The organism is Kangiella sp., from assembly GCF_014762745.1.
Taxonomy (GTDB): domain Bacteria; phylum Pseudomonadota; class Gammaproteobacteria; order Enterobacterales; family Kangiellaceae; genus Kangiella.
In genome coordinates, this window is the sequence record NZ_JABURJ010000112.1 from 41270 (window position 1) to 62919 (window position 21650).

The 21650-nt window shown below is 43.2% G+C and carries 21 protein-coding genes; 12 read left to right on the plus strand and 9 right to left on the minus strand.

Annotation, left to right across the window (positions count from 1 at the left end; all coding sequences use genetic code 11):
- Window positions 1-17: 17 nt before the first annotated feature.
- On the minus strand, window positions 18-2174 hold the full coding sequence (gene fadB / locus HUJ19_RS09555; protein ID WP_290623811.1) for a fatty acid oxidation complex subunit alpha FadB: 2157 nt from the start codon (window positions 2172-2174) through the stop codon (window positions 18-20).
- 2 nt (window positions 2175-2176) lie between these two features.
- Entirely contained in the window at window positions 2177-2428 is a 252-nt protein-coding gene (locus tag HUJ19_RS09560; RefSeq protein WP_290623813.1) for a hypothetical protein, read from the minus strand.
- 11 nt (window positions 2429-2439) lie between these two features.
- Here HUJ19_RS09560 and pepQ point away from each other — a divergent pair, with 11 nt between their 5' ends.
- From pepQ to HUJ19_RS09580, 4 genes are read left to right on the plus strand one after another with little or no spacing between them, the layout of a single operon-like run.
- Window positions 2440-3759 (plus strand): Xaa-Pro dipeptidase, encoded by a 1320-nt coding sequence (gene pepQ / locus HUJ19_RS09565; protein ID WP_290623815.1) that lies wholly within the window; start codon window positions 2440-2442, stop codon window positions 3757-3759.
- Window positions 3760-3768: 9 nt separating this feature from the next.
- A complete protein-coding gene (locus tag HUJ19_RS09570) occupies window positions 3769-4422 on the plus strand; it encodes a YigZ family protein (protein ID WP_290623817.1) in 654 nt (217 codons plus the stop codon).
- Between the two features lie 17 nt (window positions 4423-4439).
- Window positions 4440-4781 (plus strand): SirB2 family protein, encoded by a 342-nt coding sequence (locus HUJ19_RS09575; RefSeq protein ID WP_290623819.1) that lies wholly within the window; start codon window positions 4440-4442, stop codon window positions 4779-4781.
- Between the two features lie 16 nt (window positions 4782-4797).
- Window positions 4798-5040, plus strand: a complete 243-nt coding sequence (locus HUJ19_RS09580; protein ID WP_290623821.1) for an accessory factor UbiK family protein — start codon at window positions 4798-4800, stop codon at window positions 5038-5040.
- A gap of 36 nt (window positions 5041-5076) precedes the next feature.
- Here HUJ19_RS09580 and HUJ19_RS09585 read toward each other — a convergent pair whose 3' ends face one another.
- Together HUJ19_RS09585 and HUJ19_RS09590 are read right to left on the minus strand one after the other, a co-directional pair.
- Window positions 5077-5634 (minus strand): hypothetical protein, encoded by a 558-nt coding sequence (locus tag HUJ19_RS09585; RefSeq protein ID WP_290623823.1) that lies wholly within the window; start codon window positions 5632-5634, stop codon window positions 5077-5079.
- A 121-nt stretch (window positions 5635-5755) separates the two neighbouring features.
- Window positions 5756-7735, minus strand: coding sequence for a GspE/PulE family protein (locus HUJ19_RS09590; protein WP_290623825.1), 1980 nt, complete (start codon window positions 7733-7735; stop codon window positions 5756-5758).
- Between the two features lie 152 nt (window positions 7736-7887).
- On the opposite strand from HUJ19_RS09590, the gene HUJ19_RS09595 reads away from it, so the two are divergent.
- On the plus strand, window positions 7888-9351 hold the full coding sequence (locus HUJ19_RS09595) for a helicase HerA-like domain-containing protein (protein WP_290623827.1): 1464 nt from the start codon (window positions 7888-7890) through the stop codon (window positions 9349-9351).
- 75 nt (window positions 9352-9426) lie between these two features.
- On the opposite strand, the gene HUJ19_RS09600 is transcribed toward HUJ19_RS09595, so the two are convergent.
- Window positions 9427-9630 (minus strand): dodecin family protein, encoded by a 204-nt coding sequence (locus tag HUJ19_RS09600; protein WP_290623829.1) that lies wholly within the window; start codon window positions 9628-9630, stop codon window positions 9427-9429.
- A 157-nt stretch (window positions 9631-9787) separates the two neighbouring features.
- Between HUJ19_RS09600 and HUJ19_RS09605 the strand changes: the two genes are divergently transcribed.
- Together HUJ19_RS09605 and HUJ19_RS09610 are read left to right on the plus strand one after the other, a co-directional pair.
- Window positions 9788-10264, plus strand: coding sequence for a hypothetical protein (locus HUJ19_RS09605; RefSeq protein WP_290623831.1), 477 nt, complete (start codon window positions 9788-9790; stop codon window positions 10262-10264).
- A gap of 83 nt (window positions 10265-10347) precedes the next feature.
- On the plus strand, window positions 10348-10716 hold the full coding sequence (locus HUJ19_RS09610) for a hypothetical protein (protein ID WP_290623880.1): 369 nt from the start codon (window positions 10348-10350) through the stop codon (window positions 10714-10716).
- A gap of 86 nt (window positions 10717-10802) precedes the next feature.
- On the opposite strand, the gene gyrB is transcribed toward HUJ19_RS09610, so the two are convergent.
- From gyrB to dnaA, 4 genes are read right to left on the minus strand one after another with little or no spacing between them, the layout of a single operon-like run.
- Window positions 10803-13229, minus strand: a complete 2427-nt coding sequence (gene gyrB / locus HUJ19_RS09615) for a DNA topoisomerase (ATP-hydrolyzing) subunit B (RefSeq protein ID WP_290623833.1) — start codon at window positions 13227-13229, stop codon at window positions 10803-10805.
- A 29-nt stretch (window positions 13230-13258) separates the two neighbouring features.
- A complete protein-coding gene (gene recF, locus HUJ19_RS09620; protein WP_290623882.1) occupies window positions 13259-14371 on the minus strand; it encodes a DNA replication/repair protein RecF in 1113 nt (370 codons plus the stop codon).
- Window positions 14372-14404: 33 nt separating this feature from the next.
- The gene (gene dnaN, locus HUJ19_RS09625) at window positions 14405-15508 is read right to left on the minus strand and encodes a DNA polymerase III subunit beta (RefSeq protein ID WP_290623835.1); all 1104 of its coding nucleotides are present in this window, start codon (window positions 15506-15508) and stop codon (window positions 14405-14407) included.
- A 15-nt stretch (window positions 15509-15523) separates the two neighbouring features.
- Window positions 15524-16918 carry a chromosomal replication initiator protein DnaA gene (dnaA, locus tag HUJ19_RS09630; RefSeq protein WP_290623837.1) on the minus strand — a complete coding sequence of 465 codons (1395 nt, stop codon included), beginning with the start codon at window positions 16916-16918 and terminating at the stop codon, window positions 15524-15526.
- A gap of 942 nt (window positions 16919-17860) precedes the next feature.
- On the opposite strand from dnaA, the gene rpmH reads away from it, so the two are divergent.
- The 5 genes from rpmH to mnmE are packed head-to-tail and all read left to right on the plus strand — an operon-like array spanning window position 17861 to window position 21639.
- Window positions 17861-17995, plus strand: a complete 135-nt coding sequence (gene rpmH, locus HUJ19_RS09635) for a 50S ribosomal protein L34 (protein ID WP_290623839.1) — start codon at window positions 17861-17863, stop codon at window positions 17993-17995.
- Between the two features lie 20 nt (window positions 17996-18015).
- A complete protein-coding gene (gene rnpA, locus HUJ19_RS09640; protein WP_290623841.1) occupies window positions 18016-18402 on the plus strand; it encodes a ribonuclease P protein component in 387 nt (128 codons plus the stop codon).
- Entirely contained in the window at window positions 18399-18623 is a 225-nt protein-coding gene (gene yidD / locus HUJ19_RS09645; RefSeq protein ID WP_290623843.1) for a membrane protein insertion efficiency factor YidD, read from the plus strand. The genes rnpA and yidD overlap by 4 nt, the downstream gene beginning before the upstream one ends.
- A 30-nt stretch (window positions 18624-18653) precedes the next feature.
- The gene (gene yidC / locus HUJ19_RS09650) at window positions 18654-20267 is read left to right on the plus strand and encodes a membrane protein insertase YidC (RefSeq protein WP_290623845.1); all 1614 of its coding nucleotides are present in this window, start codon (window positions 18654-18656) and stop codon (window positions 20265-20267) included.
- 13 nt (window positions 20268-20280) lie between these two features.
- Window positions 20281-21639 carry a tRNA uridine-5-carboxymethylaminomethyl(34) synthesis GTPase MnmE gene (mnmE, locus tag HUJ19_RS09655; protein WP_290623847.1) on the plus strand — a complete coding sequence of 453 codons (1359 nt, stop codon included), beginning with the start codon at window positions 20281-20283 and terminating at the stop codon, window positions 21637-21639.
- The last annotated feature ends 11 nt before the right edge of the window (window positions 21640-21650 follow it).

A 21650-nucleotide genomic window follows, 5' to 3' on the forward strand; every position in this document is an offset into this window, starting at 1 on the left:
CATTTTTTCCCCTCTGGTTACGCGTTGTAGAATGTTTTGTTGTCTTTAGCCATCGCCAGCATACCTTCGGTCGGCTCGTAAGCCTTACCCAGATGTTTATACTTATTGGCTAGATCAACAATGTTTTGCATGCCGTTGTCATCTACGTATTTGAAGACACCGCCACGGAATGGAGGGAACCCTAATCCATAGATTAGCGCCATATCACCCTCTGCCGGGCTGGCAATAATGCCTTCTTCCAGACAGCGAATGGTTTCGATAATCATCGGCAACATGCTGCGTGCAATGATCTCTTCGTCACTGAAATCTTTGCTATCAGCGCATACTTCTTTGAGGATTTCATAAGCCTTGGGGTCAGCTTCTTTGGTTGGTTTACCGCGCTTGTCTGTTCCATAAATATAAAAACCTTTGCCGTTTTTCTGGCCATAGCGCTCATGTTCAAACATCACGTCAATGGCATCTTTTTCTTCTTTGCTCATGCGATCAGGGAAACCTTCTGCCATCACTTCGGCAGCATGTTTGCCTGTATCCATGCCTACGACATCAAGCAAATAAGCAGGTCCCATTGGCCAGCCGAATTTTTTGCTCATGATTTTATCCACTTGTTGGAAGTCAGCACCATCACGCAACAACTTAGTGAAACCACCAAAGTAAGGGAATAAAACACGATTGACGAAGAAGCCCGGACAGTCGTTAACGACTACTGGCGACTTGCCCATGGCGCTGGCATAAGCCACAACACTGGCAATAGTTTCTTCGGAAGTATCTTTCCCTCGAATCACTTCAACTAATGGCATCTTGTGCACCGGATTGAAGAAGTGCATACCGCAGAATTTTTCAGGGCGTTTTAATGCAGCCGCCAAACGGTCGATGGAGATGGTTGAAGTGTTGGAGCAAATGATGGCATCCTCCGGCATTATCTCTTCTACTTCTTTCAATACCGCTTCTTTAATCTTTGGATTTTCCACCACTGCCTCGACGACGATATTGGTGTGTTTTATTTCGTCGTAACTTAAGGTTGGTTTGATACTGGCAATGCCCTGGGCCATTTTTTCGGTGCTGATTTTGCCGTATTTAACACCTTTTCCGAATAGCTTGATAGCTTCATTCATCCCCTGCTCAAGCGCTTCCTGGCGAATGTCTTTCATGATTGCCGGTACGCCTCTTGAGGCTGACTGGTAGGCAATGCCTCCGCCCATAATGCCGGCACCTAAAACTGTTGCTGCTTTCACATCAACATTCTTCGCTTTAGAGGCTTGTTTGGCTTTTTTCTTTAATACCTGATCATTAAGGAATAACTGGATTAACGATGACGCCTGTGGGGTTTGTGCAACGTCAACAAAGGCTTCATGTTCAAACTTAATCGCTTCCGCCAACGGCAAGCCAGCACCTTTTTCTATCGCTTCAACTGCTTTGACCGGCGCAGGGTAATGCGGGCCCGCCTGTCCAGCGATATAGGCTTTTGAAGTCATGAATGACATGGTCGCTTCAATCTTGTTAAGCTGCAAAGGGCCTGTTTTTTCAGCACGGCGGCCTTTCCAGTCCAACTTGCCTTCTATTGCTTCAATCAACATGCGCTCGGTCGCTTCAAACAGACTGTCACCATCAACCACCGCATCAATTGCACCGATTTTTAAGGCTGCATCTGGCTTACTTGGCTTACCACCGGCAATCCATTCAAAGGCATTATCGGCGCCAATCACACGAGGCAGGCGAGTGGTGCCGCCAAAGCCCGGAATTAATCCTAGTTTGGTTTCCGGTAGTCCAACCTGAGCGTTAGTCGAAGCCACACGCAGATCACAACTTAAGCACATTTCCATGCCGCCACCCAGAGCAACACCATTAATCACCGCTGCAGTTGGGAATGGTAAGTTTTCAAATCCGCTGAAAATCTCGTTGGCCTTAACAGTCCATTGCAACAGCTCTTCACGCGGTAATGCGAATAAATCGACGAATTCTGTAATGTCTGCGCCTACAATGAATACCGGTTTGCCACTGGTAACCATGGCCGCTTTTACATCTGAGTTATCTTTTAACAGAGCGATAACTTCATTGAGCTCTTCTAAGGTGGCGCGGTCAAATTTATTGACCGACTCTTTTTGATTGTCAAAACAGACTTCAGCAACCCCTGTTGGGTGCAATCTGCATTGAATCGATTGACCTTCAAATATCATTCTTAATCTCCATTGCTGGCTGCCAATTGTCTAGCAAGAAATGCTATGGCGGTAATTGTTCTGGCGGCAGAGTCTGTTAGTTGAATCAGCGCCAAAATAAAGAAAACCAGTGTACTGCCGCAGTTCGGCAGACACAATTGAAACTTCTGGTCTGACCAATCATAACGAAGTTTGCCAGTAAACGAAAGCCCCTGACTGCCCTTCTGATCGGGCGTGATTTCTGGAATAATGGTGCCACTATTGATTAACCACAATCGGATATTTTATGCACGATTCTTCGTTGGCCCCTTTATTCAAGCATCATATTGACGTTGTTACACAACGCTATCAAAAAGCTATGGCTAACCACGACTTCGATCACCTGGTGATCCCGGCCGGCTCACAGCATGGCATCTTCCTCGATGACATGTCTTATCCGTTTAAATCGAACTTCCACTTTAACGGCTTTGTACCGCTGGATGATTTGCACGATAGCGTTCTTATCATTTCTGCTGACGGTACACGCAAGCTGTGTTATTACCAGCCAGTGGACTTTTGGCACTATGTAGCTGGCGATCCGGAAGGTTTCTGGGTTGAGCATTTTGATATCGTCATGACCCGCACCAAAGATGAAGTGCTGTCTCATATTCCGACCAGCGGTAATGTTGCCTATATAGGTGAAATGGCGTTTCCATTCGATGAAGACGGTTTTGCCGCAGTCAATCCAGGTTACTTCATGAATGAGATCAACTGGCACCGTGCCATCAAGTCTGATTATGAGGTTGAGTGTGTTTCACGTGCCAACAAACGTGCAGCACTGGGCCACATGGCTGCTCGCGATATGTTCTTTAAGAAAGGTTCGGAGCTGGAGATTCATCTGGCCTACCAACTGGCAACTGGCCATACCGAGCACCAGCTTCCTTATGGCAGCATTGTGGCGCTGAATGAACACGCAGCTATTCTGCACTATACCTTATATAACAATACAGCACCCGATCAGCACAAAACCTTCCTGATAGATGCCGGTGCTCGTTATAATAATTATGCAGCGGATATTACTCGTACTTATGCTTTTGAGCAGAATGAGTTTGCTGAGTTGATTGGTGATATGGATGCATTGGAACAGCGCATCTGCGGCAAAGTTACGACCGGTCAGTCTTATGTGGATCTGCACATTGAAACGCACCATGAAATTGCCAAGCTACTCAATAAATACAAATTCTGCGATATGTCACCAGAATCTATGGTTGAAGCGGGCGTAACCTCGACCTTCTTCCCACATGGGCTGGGTCACCATATCGGTCTACAGGTACATGATGTCGGTGGACACCAGGCCAATATTGCCGGCGATCCGGCTCCGCCACCGAAAGCACATCCATTCCTACGTAATACTCGCGACATCGAAGTCGGCAATATCCTGACTATTGAGCCAGGTCTTTATTTCATCGACTCTCTGCTCGGTGATCTCAAACAGACCGAACATGCTAAAAGCATAAACTGGGATAAGATTGAACAGTTTAAGCCTTTCGGTGGTATTCGTATTGAGGATGAAGTACTGGTTACTGCTACCGGCCCACGTAACTTGACTCGTGAGCATCTGGATTAATTTCTTTTGATGTCAGACTCAACAAAGCAGGAACTTGCTGGTTATCGGGTGCCTCGACATAGCGTTGAGCACCCGTTTTCATTTGAAGAGGTGATTAAAGGCAGTCGTTTCATTGCCCGAATTGCCTATACGCCGTCGGTCGAGGATGCCAAAGCCTTTGTTCAGCACTTTAATCAGACAGAACCTGATGCGACCCATCATTGCTGGGCCTATATTGTTGGCAACCCATCAAGCACAACTTTAATTGCCTGTTCCGATGATGGCGAACCGAGCGGCACCGCCGGTATGCCGATGCTTAATGTGTTGCAGCACAGCGATGTTGGCGATATTACCGCTGTAGTGACTCGCTATTACGGCGGCACTAAATTGGGAACCGGCGGTCTAGCTCGCGCCTATGGCGGTTCAGTTAAGCAGGCCATGGAGCAACTTACACTTGGTTCGCGGATCTACACCCAAAAAATTGATCTAACCTGTGCTTATGATCTTCAAAAACAGGTAGAATACCTGCTTAAAGAAGCGCAGGCAGATATTATTGATACCCAATTTTCTGATCAGGTAACCATTCGCGCGGAAGTTCCTATTAATTATTTAAGTGAACTTGATTCTGCGCTAGAGGCTTACCTCAACCGAAATCAAATAAAGGTGGATAAAATTCAATGTTAGCATTAAAGCATTTTCATATGACGTTAGCGGCATTGACCGTTTTAGGTTTTTTAATTCGTAGCGTCTGGCTATTTAGAGGCAGTCAGTTATTACAGAAAAAAGTAGTAAAAATCTTACCGCACATTATTGATACTTTTTTGTTAGCTAGCGGTATCGTATTAATGGTGCAGTTTAAGATGTACCCACATCATCAACCCTGGTTAACAGTAAAGATTCTGCTTATAGTTACCTACATCATGTTTGGCATAAAAATGTTTCATGCCACTGAAAACAAAAAGCGACTGATCTTTTTTGTGCTAGCACTCGCCAGTGTTTTAGCCGTTCTTTACTTGGCAAGAGTTAAACCACCACTCTGGTAATAGAGGGATACTAAAAATGATCGACCCCAAAGTACTTGATGGTATTGCCAGCAAGCTGTCTGATGCAATTCCACAGTCAGTAAAAAATACCGGTGACGAGTTTGCCAAACAGGCTAAACAGATACTGCAAAGCCAATTAGCCAAACTGGACCTGGTGACCCGCGAAGAATTTGACGCACAGACTAAAGTGCTACAGAGAACTCGTTTAATGCTCGAAGAGCTGGAAAAGAAATTATCAGAATTAGAAAAGAAGTGTTAATGAAAAGGCAAGCTGTCTAGCTTGCCTTATTAGATCCTATTGAGATGCTTCTATTGTTAGACTTAGCTCCACAGGCACTGGGATAATTGTCGCCTCTGCTTCAGAGGATCCTAGTTGCACACGCGCATAACCTATCACTGTATAGTCTCCTGGTTGTAAATATTCACCGGTATCTGAAATTGCTCCAGTATCAGGATCTACATTATATAACTCTTGATCCCAAAGTGTTTGCGTCCCTATTGTTTCTCCTGTGTACATTACCTCAACATTCCACACTGCACTGCAACCCGTTGTTGTATATTCAGAGCTATAAACCATGTCACCATTCGAATCATATATTTCAATAACATCAAATCCACACCCTCCGAACTCTACACGCTCTGTTTTGAGTCCAGTATTGGTCAACTTCATATCAAATGCGATAGGCTCTTGCTCAGAAAAAACCGTTTTATCTTCCCCATAAATTATTTCCGGATTTCCTATCTCCCAGGTTTTTAGGGTTAAACTCGCTTCTAATTTTGTTTCATCATCACTTTTACAACCCGACAAACCCAAAGCCATCAATCCAGCAACCAGCAATATCCAGTTTTTCATACCCACTCCTATTTTAATTTTAACTTTAAAAACAAAACGTTATATAACATCAACCTAATTTTCAATTAATTCTTTTAACTGTTGTTAACTGCTAGACGTTTTGTTATTGGGTATGGTTACATTATTCTTCTTCTAGAGTTTTTATCTGACTGGCATTAGCCCGGATTTTATAGACTTCGAGTGCTGATATTTCTTTTTTACGAGCTAACTCTAAAGCCATTTCCGCTAAAGTGACCATTCCCTGTTTCTGCGCGATTTCATTTAACTTATTAATATCCAGGCTGTCCTGAATTTCTTTGGCCACTTCTGGACTGATACTAAGCAATTCATAAACCGAGCGCCTTCCTGCAATGCCCGTGTTAAAACATTCTGCGCAACCCGCACCTTTATAAAACTTATCGTTTTTTGCCGCCTGTATTTCTTTGCGAATCGACTCGGGAATTTTTTCTTCAATCAGGCAGTGCTGACAGTTTTTCTTAACCAGTCTTTGGGCTAAAATTCCAACCAGTGCATCTTTTAAAAGATAAGGCTCCACACCCATTTCAATTAGTCGTGTAATAGTACTGACCGCACTGTTGGTATGCAGAGTGCTTAACACCAGATGCCCCGTTAAGGAGCTCTCCACTGCAATTTTAGCGGTTTCTCCATCACGGATTTCACCTACCATAATCACATCCGGATCGTGTCGTAAAATATTCCTTAAGGCTCTTGCGAAGGTGTAGCCAATTTTATGATTAACCGGTATCTGGGTTACGCCCTCCATTTTGTATTCTACCGGCTCTTCAACCGTTACGATGTGTGGTCCTTCTTTAATCTTTTCGTTAATCGCAGCATACAGGGTTGTGGTTTTTCCTGAACCAGTCGGCCCTGTGACCAGAAACATGCCATAACTTGAATGCAATAAATTAATGAATCGCTCGGTATCTTTCTCGTTAAATCCCAATTCACTAATATCACGTAAACCCTGTGAGCTATCCAGAATACGAATCACCACACTTTCGCCATAAACCGTTGGCATCACCGAGATCCGCATATCAATACTTTTGCCGCTCCCTGTATATTCGATTCGTCCGTCTTGCGGTAAGCGTCTCTCTGATATATCCATACCACCGATGATTTTTATTCGACTGACCAGAGCCTGGTGGAGCGATAAATTCAACTTTCTGATTGGGGTTAATGTTCCATCCATTCTATACAATAATTGCAAATATTTTTCTCTTGGATGAAGGTGGATATCTGATGCGCCTTTTTCGATGGCATCAGTAATAATGGATGCCATTAAATTGATGACACCTTTTTTCTTACCTAAGCTTTCAATTTCATTCGTTGCTAAGCTTTTACTGGCATCAATTCCCACTCGTTCCAGTTCGTTGAGCGCTTCTTTTTCATTCTGGAACTGTACAATGCCACTTAAATACTCTAGCAAGTCGCGCTTATTGGCTTTTAACGGTTCTATGTTGCAACCGGCTATAAAGCTCATCACCTGCATGGCATCAATCTGTTGTGGATTGGTAAAAGCTACTTCAAGAAAGTTATTCTTTTTAAATAGTGGTAGTGCCTGATACTTAAATAATAATTCGGGTGGAAACTTATGGACCCATTTTTCATCAATCTTTACAGTGCCTAAATCTACTTCTTTTATCTCTCCCGTGTAGCGCTCCTCCTCACGGCCAAATGTTGAACGACCATTGCTTTGAATAAGCTCCATATTGGTAACGTTTTTTTCCGAGACTAAAATAATAAAGATATGATTTTTATGTAATCGAAGAAGTTTCCATAACCCTTCTTCTTTTTCGCAATAAACACATTGTCCTGTAATAGTAAATTTATCGCTCATCTCAATGCGGTAATTAGAGTAGTTTAGATTGCCGGTTTCTTTTTGATATTCTTCGAGGTTTTCATAAACGGGTTTCTGGATCACAACATACTGAACATCAGCAAAGGGAATGCTCTGCCCTTCGGTTACAAATAACTGCTCTTCAAAACTAACTTCAACCAGTTTTACATCCTGTAGTTTATTGTTCTTATCACAAAATACGCTGTTGGTAGCCTGCTCCTGATTAGCGCCGATAGCATTGCTGAGCAATTGATTGAAGTTCATGCTTTCTCCTTTGTTGAGATCTCATTTTATCTGACTTTGGCCCTTGTTTATTGACTACAATCAGTTTCCCTGTTTAGCTATGTTGATCTTTTTCCTTGCCTTTTCGTTCTGATTATTTATTCTGAATTAACATTTATGTATGGACTAACCCTATGATACTTATTGGCGGTAATAAAGAACAACAGCATATTCGGTTAAACCCCAAAATGGCCAATCGGCATGGATTAATTGCTGGTGCAACCGGTACCGGTAAAACGGTCACCCTGCAGGTATTGGCCGAAGCCTTTTCCAACATAGGTGTTCCGGTTTTCGCGGCCGATATAAAAGGCGATCTTAGTGGTATAGCTAAAGCAGCGGGCTCTCATCCGAAAATCATTGAACGTATCAATCACATTCAAATCCCTGATTATCAACCACGCGCCAATCCTGTTCTCTATTGGGATGTCTACGGCAAGCATGGCCACCCTGTTAGAACGACCATCACTGAGATGGGGCCATTACTGCTGTCGCACCTTTTGGAACTTAACGATACTCAAAGCGGCGTTCTGCATATCGCCTTTGATATAGCTGATGAAGAAGGTTTGCTGTTGCTTGACCTCAAGGATTTGCGTTCCATGTTGAACTGGCTGAGTGATAACCGTCAGCAAGTCAGCCGTGATTATGGCAATGTCACGCCACAAACTGTTGCCGCTATTATCCGCAAACTGTTAGTTCTCGAAAATTCTGGTGGCGATCATTTTTTTGGTGAGCCAGCTCTTAACATTAATGACCTCATGCGCCAGGATCATAACGGCAAAGGTTTTATCAACCTGTTATACAGCCGTGAACTCATGCTTAATCCTAAAATTTACTCCACCTTCCTGCTCTGGATGCTGTCTGAACTTTTTGAAGAACTGGACGAGGTTGGCGATCCTGAGAAACCCCGTCTGGTTTTCTTTTTCGACGAAGCCCATCTTTTGTTTGATCATGCACCTAAAATCTTATTGCAACGTATTGAGCAAGTGGTTCGCCTGATTCGCTCTAAAGGTGTCGGTGTTTATTTTGTTACCCAGAACCCAACTGACATTCCTGACTCTGTACTTGGTCAGCTGGGTAATCGTGTGCAACATGCTTTACGCGCCTTCACCCCCAAGGATCAGAAAGCCATAAAAGCCGCTGCTGAAACTTTCAGGCCCAACCCCAAGCTCGATACCCAGTCCGTTATAACCCAACTTTCCGTTGGCGAGGCATTGGTGTCCGTATTAGACGAAAAGGGACGACCAACGCCAGTAGAACAAACTCTGATCTGTCCACCCTGTTCTCAGATTGGCCCGCTTTCTGATGCAGACTGGGAAACTTCCTTTAAGCAATCAGTTCTTAAAGGTGTTTATGACGATGCGGTCGACAGACAATCCGCCTATGAAATTCTACTTAAGCGAGAACAGGAACTTGAACAGCGGCAAGCAAGGGAAATGAAAGAGGCTGAAGCCATCCGCAACAAATCTAAAACCAACCGTCGATCGAATCGCCAGTCAGTTGGAGAAGCTTTCACTAAAACTCTGGTTCGAACGATCAGCTCAGGTCTTGGTCGAAGAATCGTTCGCGGCCTACTTGGCTCAATTCTTGGTAGTAAGTAATTACTTCTACACAAACCCCTGATAGCAAAAAGCCCATGAGTAGTCATGGGCTTTTGATAGTAACTACTCTAGTTTCTAATCTTTCAGTAAGAAAGTGACTTTCATAACAACACGAAAGCTTTCAACTTCACCATCTTTAATCACAACCTGCTGCTCTTTAACCCAGGCCGCTTTGACCTGGTCGAGGGTTTTATTTGCTCGACGTATACCTCTTCTCACAGCATCTTCGAAACTATCCTCTGAGTCAGCAATAATTTCGGTAACTTTTGCTACAGACATATTAACTCCTTTTTCTTATTGATTCGCTTTTTATCTTACTCCTGCTGTCACATAACTCAATGATATAAGACTCATTTTCAAAAGTTTAACAATTCAAACTTGTGATTTACCGGTTATTATAAGATCTTGAAATTACCTTTTTTGTGGAGCACCCAGCATGAACCTATCCGATAGCCGCCTAACCCCTGGCTTTCGTTGTATTGAATCACCTTACCTGATGCCCTTTGATGGCAAGCTTAGCCTAAGCCAGCAACCGACCAAACCTATAGAGCAGCTGTCAAAAGAAGATTACAAAGCTCAATTAAAGGTTAACAGCGACTCTCTTTATCACCTGCAACATAAGATGTACGCCGATAATCGTTTTTCTCTCCTGCTCATTTTTCAGGCATTGGACGCAGCGGGTAAGGACAGCACCATTCGGAAAGTTTTCAGTGGCATCAACCCAGCCGGCTTTCAGGTTCATAGTTTCAAACAACCATCACCTCAGGAGTTAGAACATGATTTTCTATGGCGTACCGTAAAAGCTCTTCCTGAGCGTGGCCGCATTGGTATTTTAATCGCAGTTACTATGAAGAAGTTCTGGTTGTTAGAGTACATCCCAAATACCTGCTTAATCAGCATTTACCAGACCTAAACCCCGACAACATCGAATCAATTGATTCCAACGATGCTTTCTGGACCGCTCGTTATCAGTCTATCAATGACCATGAGGCGCATCTGGCTCGTAATGGCACCATTATTTTGAAATTCTTTCTTAATGTTTCACAGCTGGAGCAACACCAGCGGTTCCTCTCACGAGTCCAAGACCCAGAAAAGAACTGGAAGTTTTCCAGTGGCGATATTGAAGAAAGTCAGTTATGGGACAAATATCAGCATGCCTATCAGCAAGCTTTATCTCACACTTCCCGGCCCTGGGCTCCCTGGTACATCATTCCGGCCGATGATAAGCCGGCAATGCGGGCAATAGTTTCTGAGCTGGTATTACAAAATATGCAGCAACTCCCTCTGGCATTTCCTCAGTTATCAGCTGAAGATCAGCAGGCCTTACCTGTTTATGAGGCCCTCCTCAACAAAGATTTAAAATAAAGTAAGTATTTACTTCCCTTTTTTCCTTCCTTAACAAAAAACCGCCATTGAGGCGGTCCTTTGCTACGAACTTGTTAAATTAAGCTTTAAACATCCAGGTTAGATACTGAAAGTGCATTACTCTCAATAAATTCACGGCGAGGTTCAACCTGATCACCCATCAAGGTAGTAAACAACTGGTCGGCTGCTACCGCATCTTCAATAGTAACCTGAAGCATACGTCGGCTTTCTGGGTCCATGGTGGTTTCCCAAAGCTGACCAGGGTTCATTTCACCCAGACCTTTATAACGCTGAATAGCCTGGCCACGACGAGCTTCGGACATCAACCAATCCAGTGCATCCTTGAAGGACTCGATCTCCTGGATCTTTTCACCGCGCTTAACGAAGGCTCCTTCCTCTATCAAGGTTTCCAGCTTCTCGCCCAACAATGAGATTTTTTTATAATCACTGGATGCAAAGAAGTCTGTTGAAAGTAAGTACTCACTTTCAACACCATGGTGGAACATCGTGAAATGCGGAAGATAGTGCTCTAATTCATTATCCTTACGCAGGTTAAAGATAAAGCGCACGGCACCGCTTTTCTGATCTTTATTCAGTTTTACTGACAGAGTCTCCATCCATTCTTTAACTTTTGCCTCATCTTTTAAGTCATCCGTTTTTAAGGTTGGATGATAGATCATGCTGTTAAGGATATTGGACGGGTATAAGCGGCCAAGACGACGAATGGTGGTCTGAACGTCGCGATATTCATTAACCAGTTTCTCAAGCCCTTCACCAGTAATTGGTGGAGCATCCTTAGTTACATACAACTCAGTATTATTCAGTGCCAGCTGAGTTAAATAATTTTCCAGGGCTTCATCATCTTTCAGGTACTGCTCCTGTTTACCTTTTTTGACCTTATACAAAGGTGGTTGAGCGATATAGATGTAACCGCGCTCAATTAATTGTGGTACCTGACGGTAGAAGAAGGTCAGTAACAGGGTACGAATGTGTGCGCCATCTACGTCCGCATCGGTCATGATAATGATTCGATGATAACGGGTTTTATCTGCATCGAACTCTTCACGACCAATTCCGCAGCCCAAAGCGGTAATCAAAGTACCAACCTCTTGTGAAGATAGCATCTTATCAAAACGGGCTTTCTCTACATTTAAAATCTTACCTTTCAGCGGTAGAATCGCCTGATTCTTACGATCTCGACCCTGCTTGGCCGAACCACCTGCGGAGTCACCCTCCACAATATAAAGTTCTGACAGTGCCGGATCTTTTTCCTGACAATCAGCCAGCTTTCCTGGCAGACCAGCAATATCCAGTGCACCTTTACGTCGGGTCATCTCCCGAGCCTTTCTTGCAGCTTCACGAGCTCTCGCCGCATCGATCATCTTATTGACCACAGATTTAGCTTCACCCGGGTTTTCCAAAAGGAAATCTTTCAGATGTTCACCCATTGCCTGCTCTACTGCTGTCTTCACTTCGCTGGAAACCAACTTATCCTTAGTCTGTGAGCTAAATTTTGGATCTGGAACCTTCACCGAAATAACAGCGGTTAAGCCCTCTCTAGCATCATCGCCAGTAGTGTTAACCTTACCTTTTTTGTTATAACCCTCATTTTCCATAAAGTTATTCAAGCCACGAGTTAGAGCAGCTCGGAAACCTGCTAGGTGAGTACCACCATCGCGCTGAGGGATATTGTTGGTAAAGCAGAAAATACTCTCCTGGAAACCATCATTCCACTGCATGGCCACCTCTACAGTGATACCATCTTCTTCACGCTCATGGGTAAAGTGGAAGACCTTTTCATGGATTGGGGTTTTCTTGCTATTCAAATATTCCACAAAAGCCTTGATACCCCCTTCATACATGAAGTGATCCTGCTTTCCGGAACGCTCATCGGCCAGACGAATACTGACGCCTGAGTTTAAGAAGGAAAGCTCTCGCAAGCGTTTGGCCAGGATATCGTAGTGATATTCGGTGTTGGTAAAGGTTTTATTGCTTGGTTTAAAGCGGATTTCTGTTCCTGTGGTTTCAGCATCTCCCACCACTTCAAGCGGGGCCTGTGGCTCACCATGCACATATGTCTGCTCATAACGCTTACCACCACGACGGATAGTCAGCTTTAATTCTTCGGACAAGGCATTAACTACCGATACACCGACACCGTGTAAACCTCCGGACACCTTGTATGAGTTATCATCGAACTTACCGCCGGCATGAAGTACCGTCAGAATAACTTGAGCAGCTGAAACCCCTTCTTCTTCATGGATTTCTGTAGGAATGCCACGTCCGTTATCTTTTACCGATACTGAGTTATCGCTATGAATAGTGACATAAATATCTGTACAGTGACCGGCTAAAGCCTCATCAATAGAGTTATCCACTACCTCAAAGACCATATGGTGCAAACCGGTACCATCATCGGTATCACCAATATACATACCTGGACGCTTACGAACAGCATCCAAGCCTTTTAATACCTTAATACTGGACGAATCGTAACTGTTATTTTCCGACATACGGATTCCTTATGATTGTTCTATTGAGCTTATTGCGCATACTTCTCTGAGGCTGTATCTATCACAGTAACAGCCCCATGTTCCACGTGGAACAACCTGACGTTATTATACCTGTTTATGAGGCTTTTGAGAGGATCTAAATGCACACAAGTAATAAATATCTGTTGGCTTTTGGGTTGCTGAGCAAGGAAATCAAGTAACATCTGTTGATGCTGTTGATCCAGCTCGGCACCTATATCATCGAGCAAAAAAACAGGATACTGTTGCCCTCTTTCTTGTGCAAGGCTTAATTGAGCAAGCTTCAAAGCAGTGGTCACAAGCTTTTGTTGACCACGGGACAGATAGTCTGCAGCAAGCCTTTTTCCGGACATAATCTTTAGATCAGCCTTTTGAATGGTAGAGTGGGTGTAACCTTGCTTTGCGTCTTTGGGGTACTGTTCGATCAATAACTGCTTTAGATCGTCACCCTGCCAACCTTGATAAAACTGCAACGACACATCAACATCAGGAAGAAACGATTTAATGATGCTATTGAAAAAAGGCTTTAGAAGTTGACAATATTCCTCGCGGTATTGATTAACATTTATGGAAAGAGGCACCAGTTGGCTATCCCATGCTTCTAACTCTCTATAGTTATTACTGGTCTTAAGTAACTTGTTTCGTTGCAATATCAACCTCTGGCAATCTTGCCAGCGTTTGAGAAAGGAATGTTCCACGTGGAACACTCCCCAGTCCAACATTTTTCGTCGCCCGCTGGAACCTTTGGTTAATAACTCGTAGTGCTCTGGAGCTAGAACTTGCACTGGTGCGAGGGTCACCAGATCACTGAGTTTAGACAGTGGCTCCTGATTTAATCGCATTCGGACATCATTATTACGAAAACGCTGAATACCAAGTTTATGACTAGAACCTTGGGCGATCAGTTCACTAAACAAAGTAAAAGAGTCATGCTCATGATTAACAAGTTTATTATGACGGCTGGTTCTAAAGGAACGGCCGTGGCCAAGAATGTAGAGAGACTCAAGAATACTGGTTTTTCCAGCTGCATTATTACCGTAGATAATATTAAGCTGTGGAGAAAAATGCAGCCTCGTGGGCTGCAGATTTCTAAAGTTTTGGATAGATAGGGATTGTATGTGCATCAAAGATGCTTGCTGATTAGCAGTAAATGGTTATTAAAGACGCATCGGCATAACAACATAGAGACTCTCGCCGCCATCGACTTCTTCTATCAGAGTACTGCTGTTAGCATCGATGAAAGTCAGCTTGACCTGAGGCGTTTTGATGGTATTCATAACGTCGATCATGTAGCTGACATTAAAGCCAATTTCCAGATCAGAACCTTGATAGTCAACACCGAATTCGACTTCGGCTTCTTCCTGCTCCGGGTTGTTTGCATGTAAACGCACCTGGCCATTGGAAAGCATGAAGCGCACACCTCGGAACTTTTCATTACAAAGAATAGAAGCTCTTGAAAGAGACTCTTTAAATAACTCACGATCCGCAATCACGATCTTGTCACCGTTACGTGGTAACACTTTGTCGTATTCAGGGAAACGACCATCAACCAATTTTGAAGTAAAGGAATAGTCAGCACCGATAACTTTAATATGGTTAGAGCCCAGGTTAAGAGTCACCTTTTCATCGCTGTGTTCTAGAAGTCGGGCTAATTCTGTCACCCCTTTACGAGGAATGATGGCACTAATCTTATCTTCCGTATCAATGGATACTTTGGCGCGCGACAAAGCCAGGCGATGACCATCGGTAGCAACTGTGGTTAAACGATCGTTATCGAATTCGAACAGCATGCCATTGAGATAATAGCGAACATCCTGTTGAGCCATGGCAAATTGAGTTTTCTCAATCAAAGTCTTAAGTACTTCCTGGGTCAACTCTAAAGAAGCGAGGCTGGCAGTTTCGTCTAGATTAGGGAACTCATTAGCCGACATGGTTGAAAGGCTGAAACGACTGCTTGGGGTAATGATTTTAAGGCGTGTCTCAGACTGTTCAACTTTAACATTTTCGCCATCACCAAGACTGCGAACAATATCCAGCAACTTTCTGGCTGGAACGGTGATCTCTCCGGGTTCAAACTCTCCCTCTAAATCTACCTGAGCCTTAAGTTCGACCTCAAGATCAGTGGCGGTTAGTGATAACTTACTATCATCAACAACCATTAGAACATTAGAAAGAACAGGAAGTGTTTGTCGCTTTTCAACTGCACCGCTGACTAATTGAAGCGGCGCCAGCAATTGATCCCGGCTTATGGTAAAACGCATAGAGACACCTTATTATTAGCTGGACAGAGTCCTGAGTAAATTAGAGAAATCTTCTTCAATATCGATGCTTTCGCCTTTCAGCTGCTCAATCTTACGGCAGGCATGTAAAACCGTGGTATGGTCTTTCCCCCCAAAAGCATCACCAATTTCTGGCAGACTGTGGTTCGTCAGATTCTTAGCTAGAGCCATAGCCATTTGGCGTGGTCTGGCGATAGACCGACTACGTCTCTGAGATAATAGATCAGAAACCTTTATCTTGTAATAGCTGGCAACAGTTTTTTGAATATTTTCAATAGAAATCAGTTTGTCCTGAGCGGCAATAAGGTCTTTTAGTGCGTCTTTAACGAAATCGAGGGTAATGGCACGGCCGGTAAATTGTGCATTGGCAATCACCCGTTTAAGAGCACCTTCGAGCTCTCGAACATTGGAGCGAATTCTTTTAGCAATAAAAAAAGCTACCTCATTAGGTAACTCAATTTTTGAGGAATGGGCTTTGCTCATAAGAATGGCAACCCGCGTTTCTAGCTCCGGTGGCTCAACGGCTACCGTCAACCCCCAACCGAATCGGGACTTTAACCGCTCTTCCAAACCCTCAACTTCTTTTGGGAAACGATCACAGGTAATAATAACCTGTTTATTTTTTTCAATCAGGTTGTTGAAAGTGTGGAAAAACTCTTCCTGAGTACGACCTTTATTGGCAAAAAACTGAATATCATCAATTAACAGAGCATCAACCGAGCGATAGAAATTCTTAAACTTATCCATGGTTCCAGTCTGTAAAGCCTTGACCATGTTAGCCATGAAACGCTCAGAGTGAAGATAGACGATGCGGGCATTAGGCTTCTGCTCAAGAATGGCATTACCGACAGAGTGCATAAGGTGAGTCTTACCCAGGCCAACCCCACCATAAATAAATAAAGGATTGTAAGCTTCGCCTGGATTTTCGGTAACCTGCTGGGCAGCCGCTCTTGCCAACTGATTAGACTTACCTTCAACAAAGTTGTTGAAGGTAAAATTAGGATTAAGATTGTTTTGTTGAAAGCCTGAAGGAGGTTGCTCTGTATGAGATTGGATGACGCGCCGAGCCTGAGTAACGGAATCAGAACTTGAACCATTTATATTTGCCTGCGAATTTGAACCAGAACTGCCTTGATCAGCAGATTGGTTTAAATTACCAACATGCAAAGAAATTTGTTTTTGAGACGAAGAGTCTTTTTGTTCTAAGTACTCATTAATACGATCCAGGTATTGCTGACGAATCCAGTCCACAAAGAAAGGGTTCGGCGCATACAGAGCCATCTCTGAGTCGGTTTCTTTAACCTGTAGCGGCTTGATCCAGGTGTTGAACTCAGTTGCAGACAATTCAGACTGTAGTTTTTGTAAACAACTTCGCCAGACGTTACCCATCATTATTATTAGAGTCCTAAAACTTTAGTTGTTAGTGCGTCTGATACATTGAAGCCCGACACACTGGGTAGCAATGTATTAACGCCTATTATCACTTCTAGATTGAACCTAAGAACAGTCATTAACAGCTGTTCTTAAATCAGTATCGGCTAGTGTAGATCCGAAGGCTAAAATAATCCACAAGTTTACCTATATATTTTTCCTATAAGCTATTCCCTCATGATTGACGGGGCTAGATTTAAAACTATACAGAATCTGATTAAAAACCATTCAAATAACAAATTTGTGGGCATATCATGTATAAAAACCGTTTAAATCTGTTGATAGAAGCATAATAAGTACAAATTGAACACTTATGCAGTTTTTGCACACCCGTTTGATGACAAGTTACACAAAGAGTTATCAATTCAGTATCCATTTGATTTTACGCACAAAAAATCAGTTACCCACAGGAATAACGGTCACTAATAATAGTAATAAGATCTTTTTAAATAACTTTATTAATATTACGCGGTTAATAACATAAAAATACACGCTCATAATAACTTAAGCACTTTTTTTAGTACCATTTCTGACAAAAGCAACAAAAAGCCTTAAAAAGTCAAAATGTCAGTAACGAAATGCTTTGGAATGCGCCATAACATATCCACAGAAGGCTTGCTAAAAAGAAAGAAATATCGACCATCTTGTGGTATTGAGAGAGCTAAAACACTAGATAATCGAAAAAGAGGAAATTTTACGCAATTATCTTGTTTTTCAAGAGAACTTGATAAAGCTAAAAGATTGTTAAATAGCCTATAATACCGTTGCACAAAGGCTCCAGATCCTATAGAATCTCGCGTCCTTGTAGTAAGGCTGATACATGATCTGGTTTCGGAAGTCTAACCAATGACTTATGAGACTAAGGTTATCGGCTTAAATTTTATTGGCTAGTGGGTTAATCCGATGAAAAGAACATTTCAACCAAGCGTAATCAAGCGTAAGCGTACTCACGGCTTCCGTGCACGTATGGCCACCAAAAACGGTCGTCAGGTTATCAACCGTCGTCGTGCTAAAGGTCGTAAGCGTTTAACCGCCTGATAAGTAAAGTATTCCTTGATGTGAGTGACAGTCAGACTTGTACTAAACAGCTTTGTGCTGGCTTTCCTGCAAGTCTGCGACTGCTCACAGCAGAGGATTACAAATGGGTTTTTAATAACAACCCGATCAAATTAGTTTGCCCTCCTTTCACCCTTCTTGCCGTTCCAAATCAAAAAAAGTTTTCTCGGCTTGGTCTGATTGTGGCTAAAAAAAATGTGCGAAGAGCCGTTGATCGTAACCGCCTTAAGCGCATGGCCAGAGAAAGTTTCCGTTTGCAACAACAGCAACTACCGGCATACGACATTGTTTTATTAGCGCGTCGTGGTAGTAGTCAGTTAGCGAATAAGGTATTATTCGAGCACCTTGAACAACTCTGGATTCGTTTACAGAAAAGGGTTAACAAGTGATTAATCGGGTATTGATTGGAATCGTTCGTGGCTACCAGAAGGTATTGAGCCCAGTGATGGGTAATCAGTGCCGTTTTTATCCCACCTGTTCTAATTATTCGATAGAAGCTTTGGAGCAGCATGGAGCCATTAAGGGGAGCTGGTTAACCGTTAAGCGAATTGCTCGTTGTCATCCCGGATGTGAGGGTGGACATGATCCTGTCCCTCCCGTAAACCAATAACAGTACACGCAAAGAATTAAAGAGATTGCTATGGAATCGATGCGCGGATTTTTTATTTTAGGTTTTGCTATTTGTAGTTTCTTGCTTTATCAAGCCTGGCAAAAAGACTATGGCCCACAACCACAACAGGAAATTAATGAACAGTTTGGCCAAAGCGACTCTGTGGCCAACAGTAAAGTTGAAACCGACAACCTGATTGAAGTAGTCACTGATGTATTAAAAGTTAAAATCGATCGTGTCGGCGGTGATGTGGTCTATGCTGAACTGAATAACTATAACCGTGAGTTAGATAGCGAAGCTGAAAAAGTGGTCCTGTTTGATTATCGCGATCGACTTTATCAAGCAAAAAGTGCTTTGTTGGGCAATGGTGCTCCCGATAACCAGTTACCGCGCGCCAGCTATCAGGCAGAGCAGAAAAGTTATCAATTAAATGCCGAACAAGATACGCTTGACGTTCCATTGAGTTGGACCAATCAGGAAGGTGTTGAGTTTACTAAGACCTTTAAATTCAAACGGAATGACTATGAAATTGGTGTTGAATATAAGGTTAATAATCAATCTGCCAACGATAGAACCTATAATTTTGTAGCCGAACTGATTCGTGATCAGAAGCCAACTGGGCTAGAAGAAAAATCATCATTTGGTATGTCACCTTTTATTGGTGTTGCCTACTCCCCTGAAGAAAGAAAATACGAAAAGATTTCCTTTGAAGATATTGCAGAAGAACCTATTGATGTAACCCGTCAGGGTGGCTGGATTGGCTATTTGCAACATTACTTTATTTCTGCCTGGATCCCTGAGCAGCAGGAACAGATTAAAGTGACCTCTACGGTCAAGCCTAACCAGGATACAATTATTCGCTTTATCCAGCCGACGGTATCGGTTCCGGCTAAAAGTGAAAAAGTCATTGGAGCAACTTTGTATGTGGGCCCTAAGATTCTGAAGCGCTTAGAAGCGGCTGCGCCAGGGCTTGAAAAGTCACTCGATCTGAGCTGGGTATGGTGGATTGGCTTACCTTTATATAAGTTAATGCAGTTCTTCTACTCGTTTGTTGCTAACTGGGGTGTGGCTATTATCCTGGTTACGCTGGTGGTAAAAGCATTGCTTTATCCATTATCAGCAGCACAATATCGCTCAATGGCCAATATGCGTAAGTTGGCACCTAAAATGCAGCAATTGAAAGAGCGTTATGGTGAAGACAAACAACGTATGCAGCAGGAAATGATGAAGATGTATAAGGAGGAAGGAGCCAATCCATTTGGTGGCTGTCTGCCAATGTTATTGCAGTTCCCAATCTTTATCGCACTCTATTATGTGTTGTTCGAAGCGGTTGAGTTGCGCCATGCCCCTTTCTTTGGCTGGATTCAGGATTTATCGGTAGCCGACCCTTATTTTGTATTACCTCTGTTGATGGGCGGTAGTATGTGGCTGATGCAGAAGTTACAACCACAGTCACCAACCATGGATCCGATGCAGCAGAAAATCATGAGCTACCTTCCTGTAGTCTTTACCGTCTTTATGCTGTTCTTCCCTGCTGGTCTGGTTCTTTATTGGCTATGTAACAACCTGATTTCGGTTGCTCAGCAACAGTACATCACCAAGAAGATCGAAAGACAGGGAACCGTAAAAGCTAAAGCTAAATAACACAGAAAGTATCGTGGATAATCGAGATACGATAGCCGCAATAGCAACGCCACCCGGTCGCGGTGGCGTTGGCATTATTAGAGTATCGGGAAAAAACTGTGAATTAATAGCGGAAAAAATACTACATAAACCACTTAAAGTTCGCGAAGCCACTTACCTCCCCTTCTATGACAATAAAAACAATGTTCTTGATCAGGGCATTGCTATTATATTTAAAGCTCCTAACTCATTTACCGGCGAAGATGTACTGGAATTACAAGGTCATGGGGGACCGGTTATTCTAGATCTGTTGTTAAGGGAAGTACTCTCGGCGGGTGCGAGAATCGCAAAGCCCGGCGAGTTTTCTGAAAGAGCTTTTCTGAACGACAAGCTGGATCTTGCTCAGGCTGAAGCAATTGCCGATTTAATTGAATCAACCTCAGAACAGGCCGCTCGTTCAGCCATGCGATCATTGCAGGGTGAGTTTTCAAATAAAGTTAATGCACTGGTTGAGTCACTGATTCATTTAAGAATTTATGTTGAAGCTGCGATTGATTTCCCAGAAGAAGAAATTGACTTCTTATCTGATGGCAAGGTGCAGACTGATCTATACGCTATCATTGATGCTATAAAACAACTCAAGAATGAAGCCCAGCAAGGCTCGATTTTGCGCGAAGGTATGACGGTAGTGATCGCCGGTAAGCCTAATGCAGGTAAATCAAGCTTGCTTAATGCGTTAGCTGGAAAAGAGTCAGCCATTGTAACGGACATTGCGGGAACAACCCGCGATGTCTTGCGCGAACATATTCATATTGATGGGTTGCCTGTTCACATTATTGATACTGCGGGGTTGCGTGACAGCGATGACACAGTTGAAAAAATTGGTATCGAGCGAGCCTGGCAGGAAATTGAAAAAGCAGACCAAATCATTCTGGTGGCAGATGCCAGCGAAACCCGTCAGTTTGTACCTCATGAAATTGATCCAGCCTTTACCCGCTTCGAACAATTTAAGGATAAATTATTAATTGTGGCGAACAAGCTGGATCTGACCGGCAATGATAAACTGATCGAAAACCAACATTATAAAGTACTGCCTTTGAGTGCTAAAACCGGACAGGGAATAGAAAAACTAAAAGAAACATTAAAAGATATTGTTGGATTTAAACAAACCTCTGAAGGATCCTTTATTGCCCGTCGCCGACATCTTGATGCCATCGAGAGAGCATTAGAATATTGTGAAAATGGAAAGCAGCAACTGGAGGTTTATCATGCCGGAGAGTTGCTGGCGGATGAATTAAGACAGGCGCAAAATGCATTATCAGAAATCACCGGCGAGTTTACCGCCGATGATTTATTAGGACGAATCTTTAGTAGTTTCTGTATCGGTAAGTAAATAGAGCTGAA

Bases quoted from the DNA above. Each gene is read 5' to 3' on its own strand.
- fadB (WP_290623811.1), bottom strand. From the start codon at position 2,174: ATGATATTTGAAGGTCAATCGATTCAATGCAGATTGCACCCAACAGGG.
- rpmH (WP_290623839.1), top strand. From the start codon at position 17,861: ATGAAAAGAACATTTCAACCAAGCGTAATCAAGCGTAAGCGTACTCAC.
- HUJ19_RS09600 (WP_290623829.1), bottom strand. From the start codon at position 9,630: ATGTCTGTAGCAAAAGTTACCGAAATTATTGCTGACTCAGAGGATAGT.
- HUJ19_RS09590 (WP_290623825.1), bottom strand. From the start codon at position 7,735: ATGAACTTCAATCAATTGCTCAGCAATGCTATCGGCGCTAATCAGGAG.
- HUJ19_RS09595 (WP_290623827.1), top strand. From the start codon at position 7,888: ATGATACTTATTGGCGGTAATAAAGAACAACAGCATATTCGGTTAAAC.
- gyrB (WP_290623833.1), bottom strand. From the start codon at position 13,229: ATGTCGGAAAATAACAGTTACGATTCGTCCAGTATTAAGGTATTAAAA.
- dnaA (WP_290623837.1), bottom strand. From the start codon at position 16,918: ATGATGGGTAACGTCTGGCGAAGTTGTTTACAAAAACTACAGTCTGAA.
- yidC (WP_290623845.1), top strand. From the start codon at position 18,654: ATGGAATCGATGCGCGGATTTTTTATTTTAGGTTTTGCTATTTGTAGT.
- HUJ19_RS09575 (WP_290623819.1), top strand. From the start codon at position 4,440: ATGACGTTAGCGGCATTGACCGTTTTAGGTTTTTTAATTCGTAGCGTC.
- recF (WP_290623882.1), bottom strand. From the start codon at position 14,371: ATGCACATACAATCCCTATCTATCCAAAACTTTAGAAATCTGCAGCCC.
- pepQ (WP_290623815.1), top strand. From the start codon at position 2,440: ATGCACGATTCTTCGTTGGCCCCTTTATTCAAGCATCATATTGACGTT.
- HUJ19_RS09585 (WP_290623823.1), bottom strand. From the start codon at position 5,634: ATGAAAAACTGGATATTGCTGGTTGCTGGATTGATGGCTTTGGGTTTG.
- dnaN (WP_290623835.1), bottom strand. From the start codon at position 15,508: ATGCGTTTTACCATAAGCCGGGATCAATTGCTGGCGCCGCTTCAATTA.
- HUJ19_RS09580 (WP_290623821.1), top strand. From the start codon at position 4,798: ATGATCGACCCCAAAGTACTTGATGGTATTGCCAGCAAGCTGTCTGAT.
- HUJ19_RS09605 (WP_290623831.1), top strand. From the start codon at position 9,788: ATGAACCTATCCGATAGCCGCCTAACCCCTGGCTTTCGTTGTATTGAA.
- HUJ19_RS09570 (WP_290623817.1), top strand. From the start codon at position 3,769: ATGTCAGACTCAACAAAGCAGGAACTTGCTGGTTATCGGGTGCCTCGA.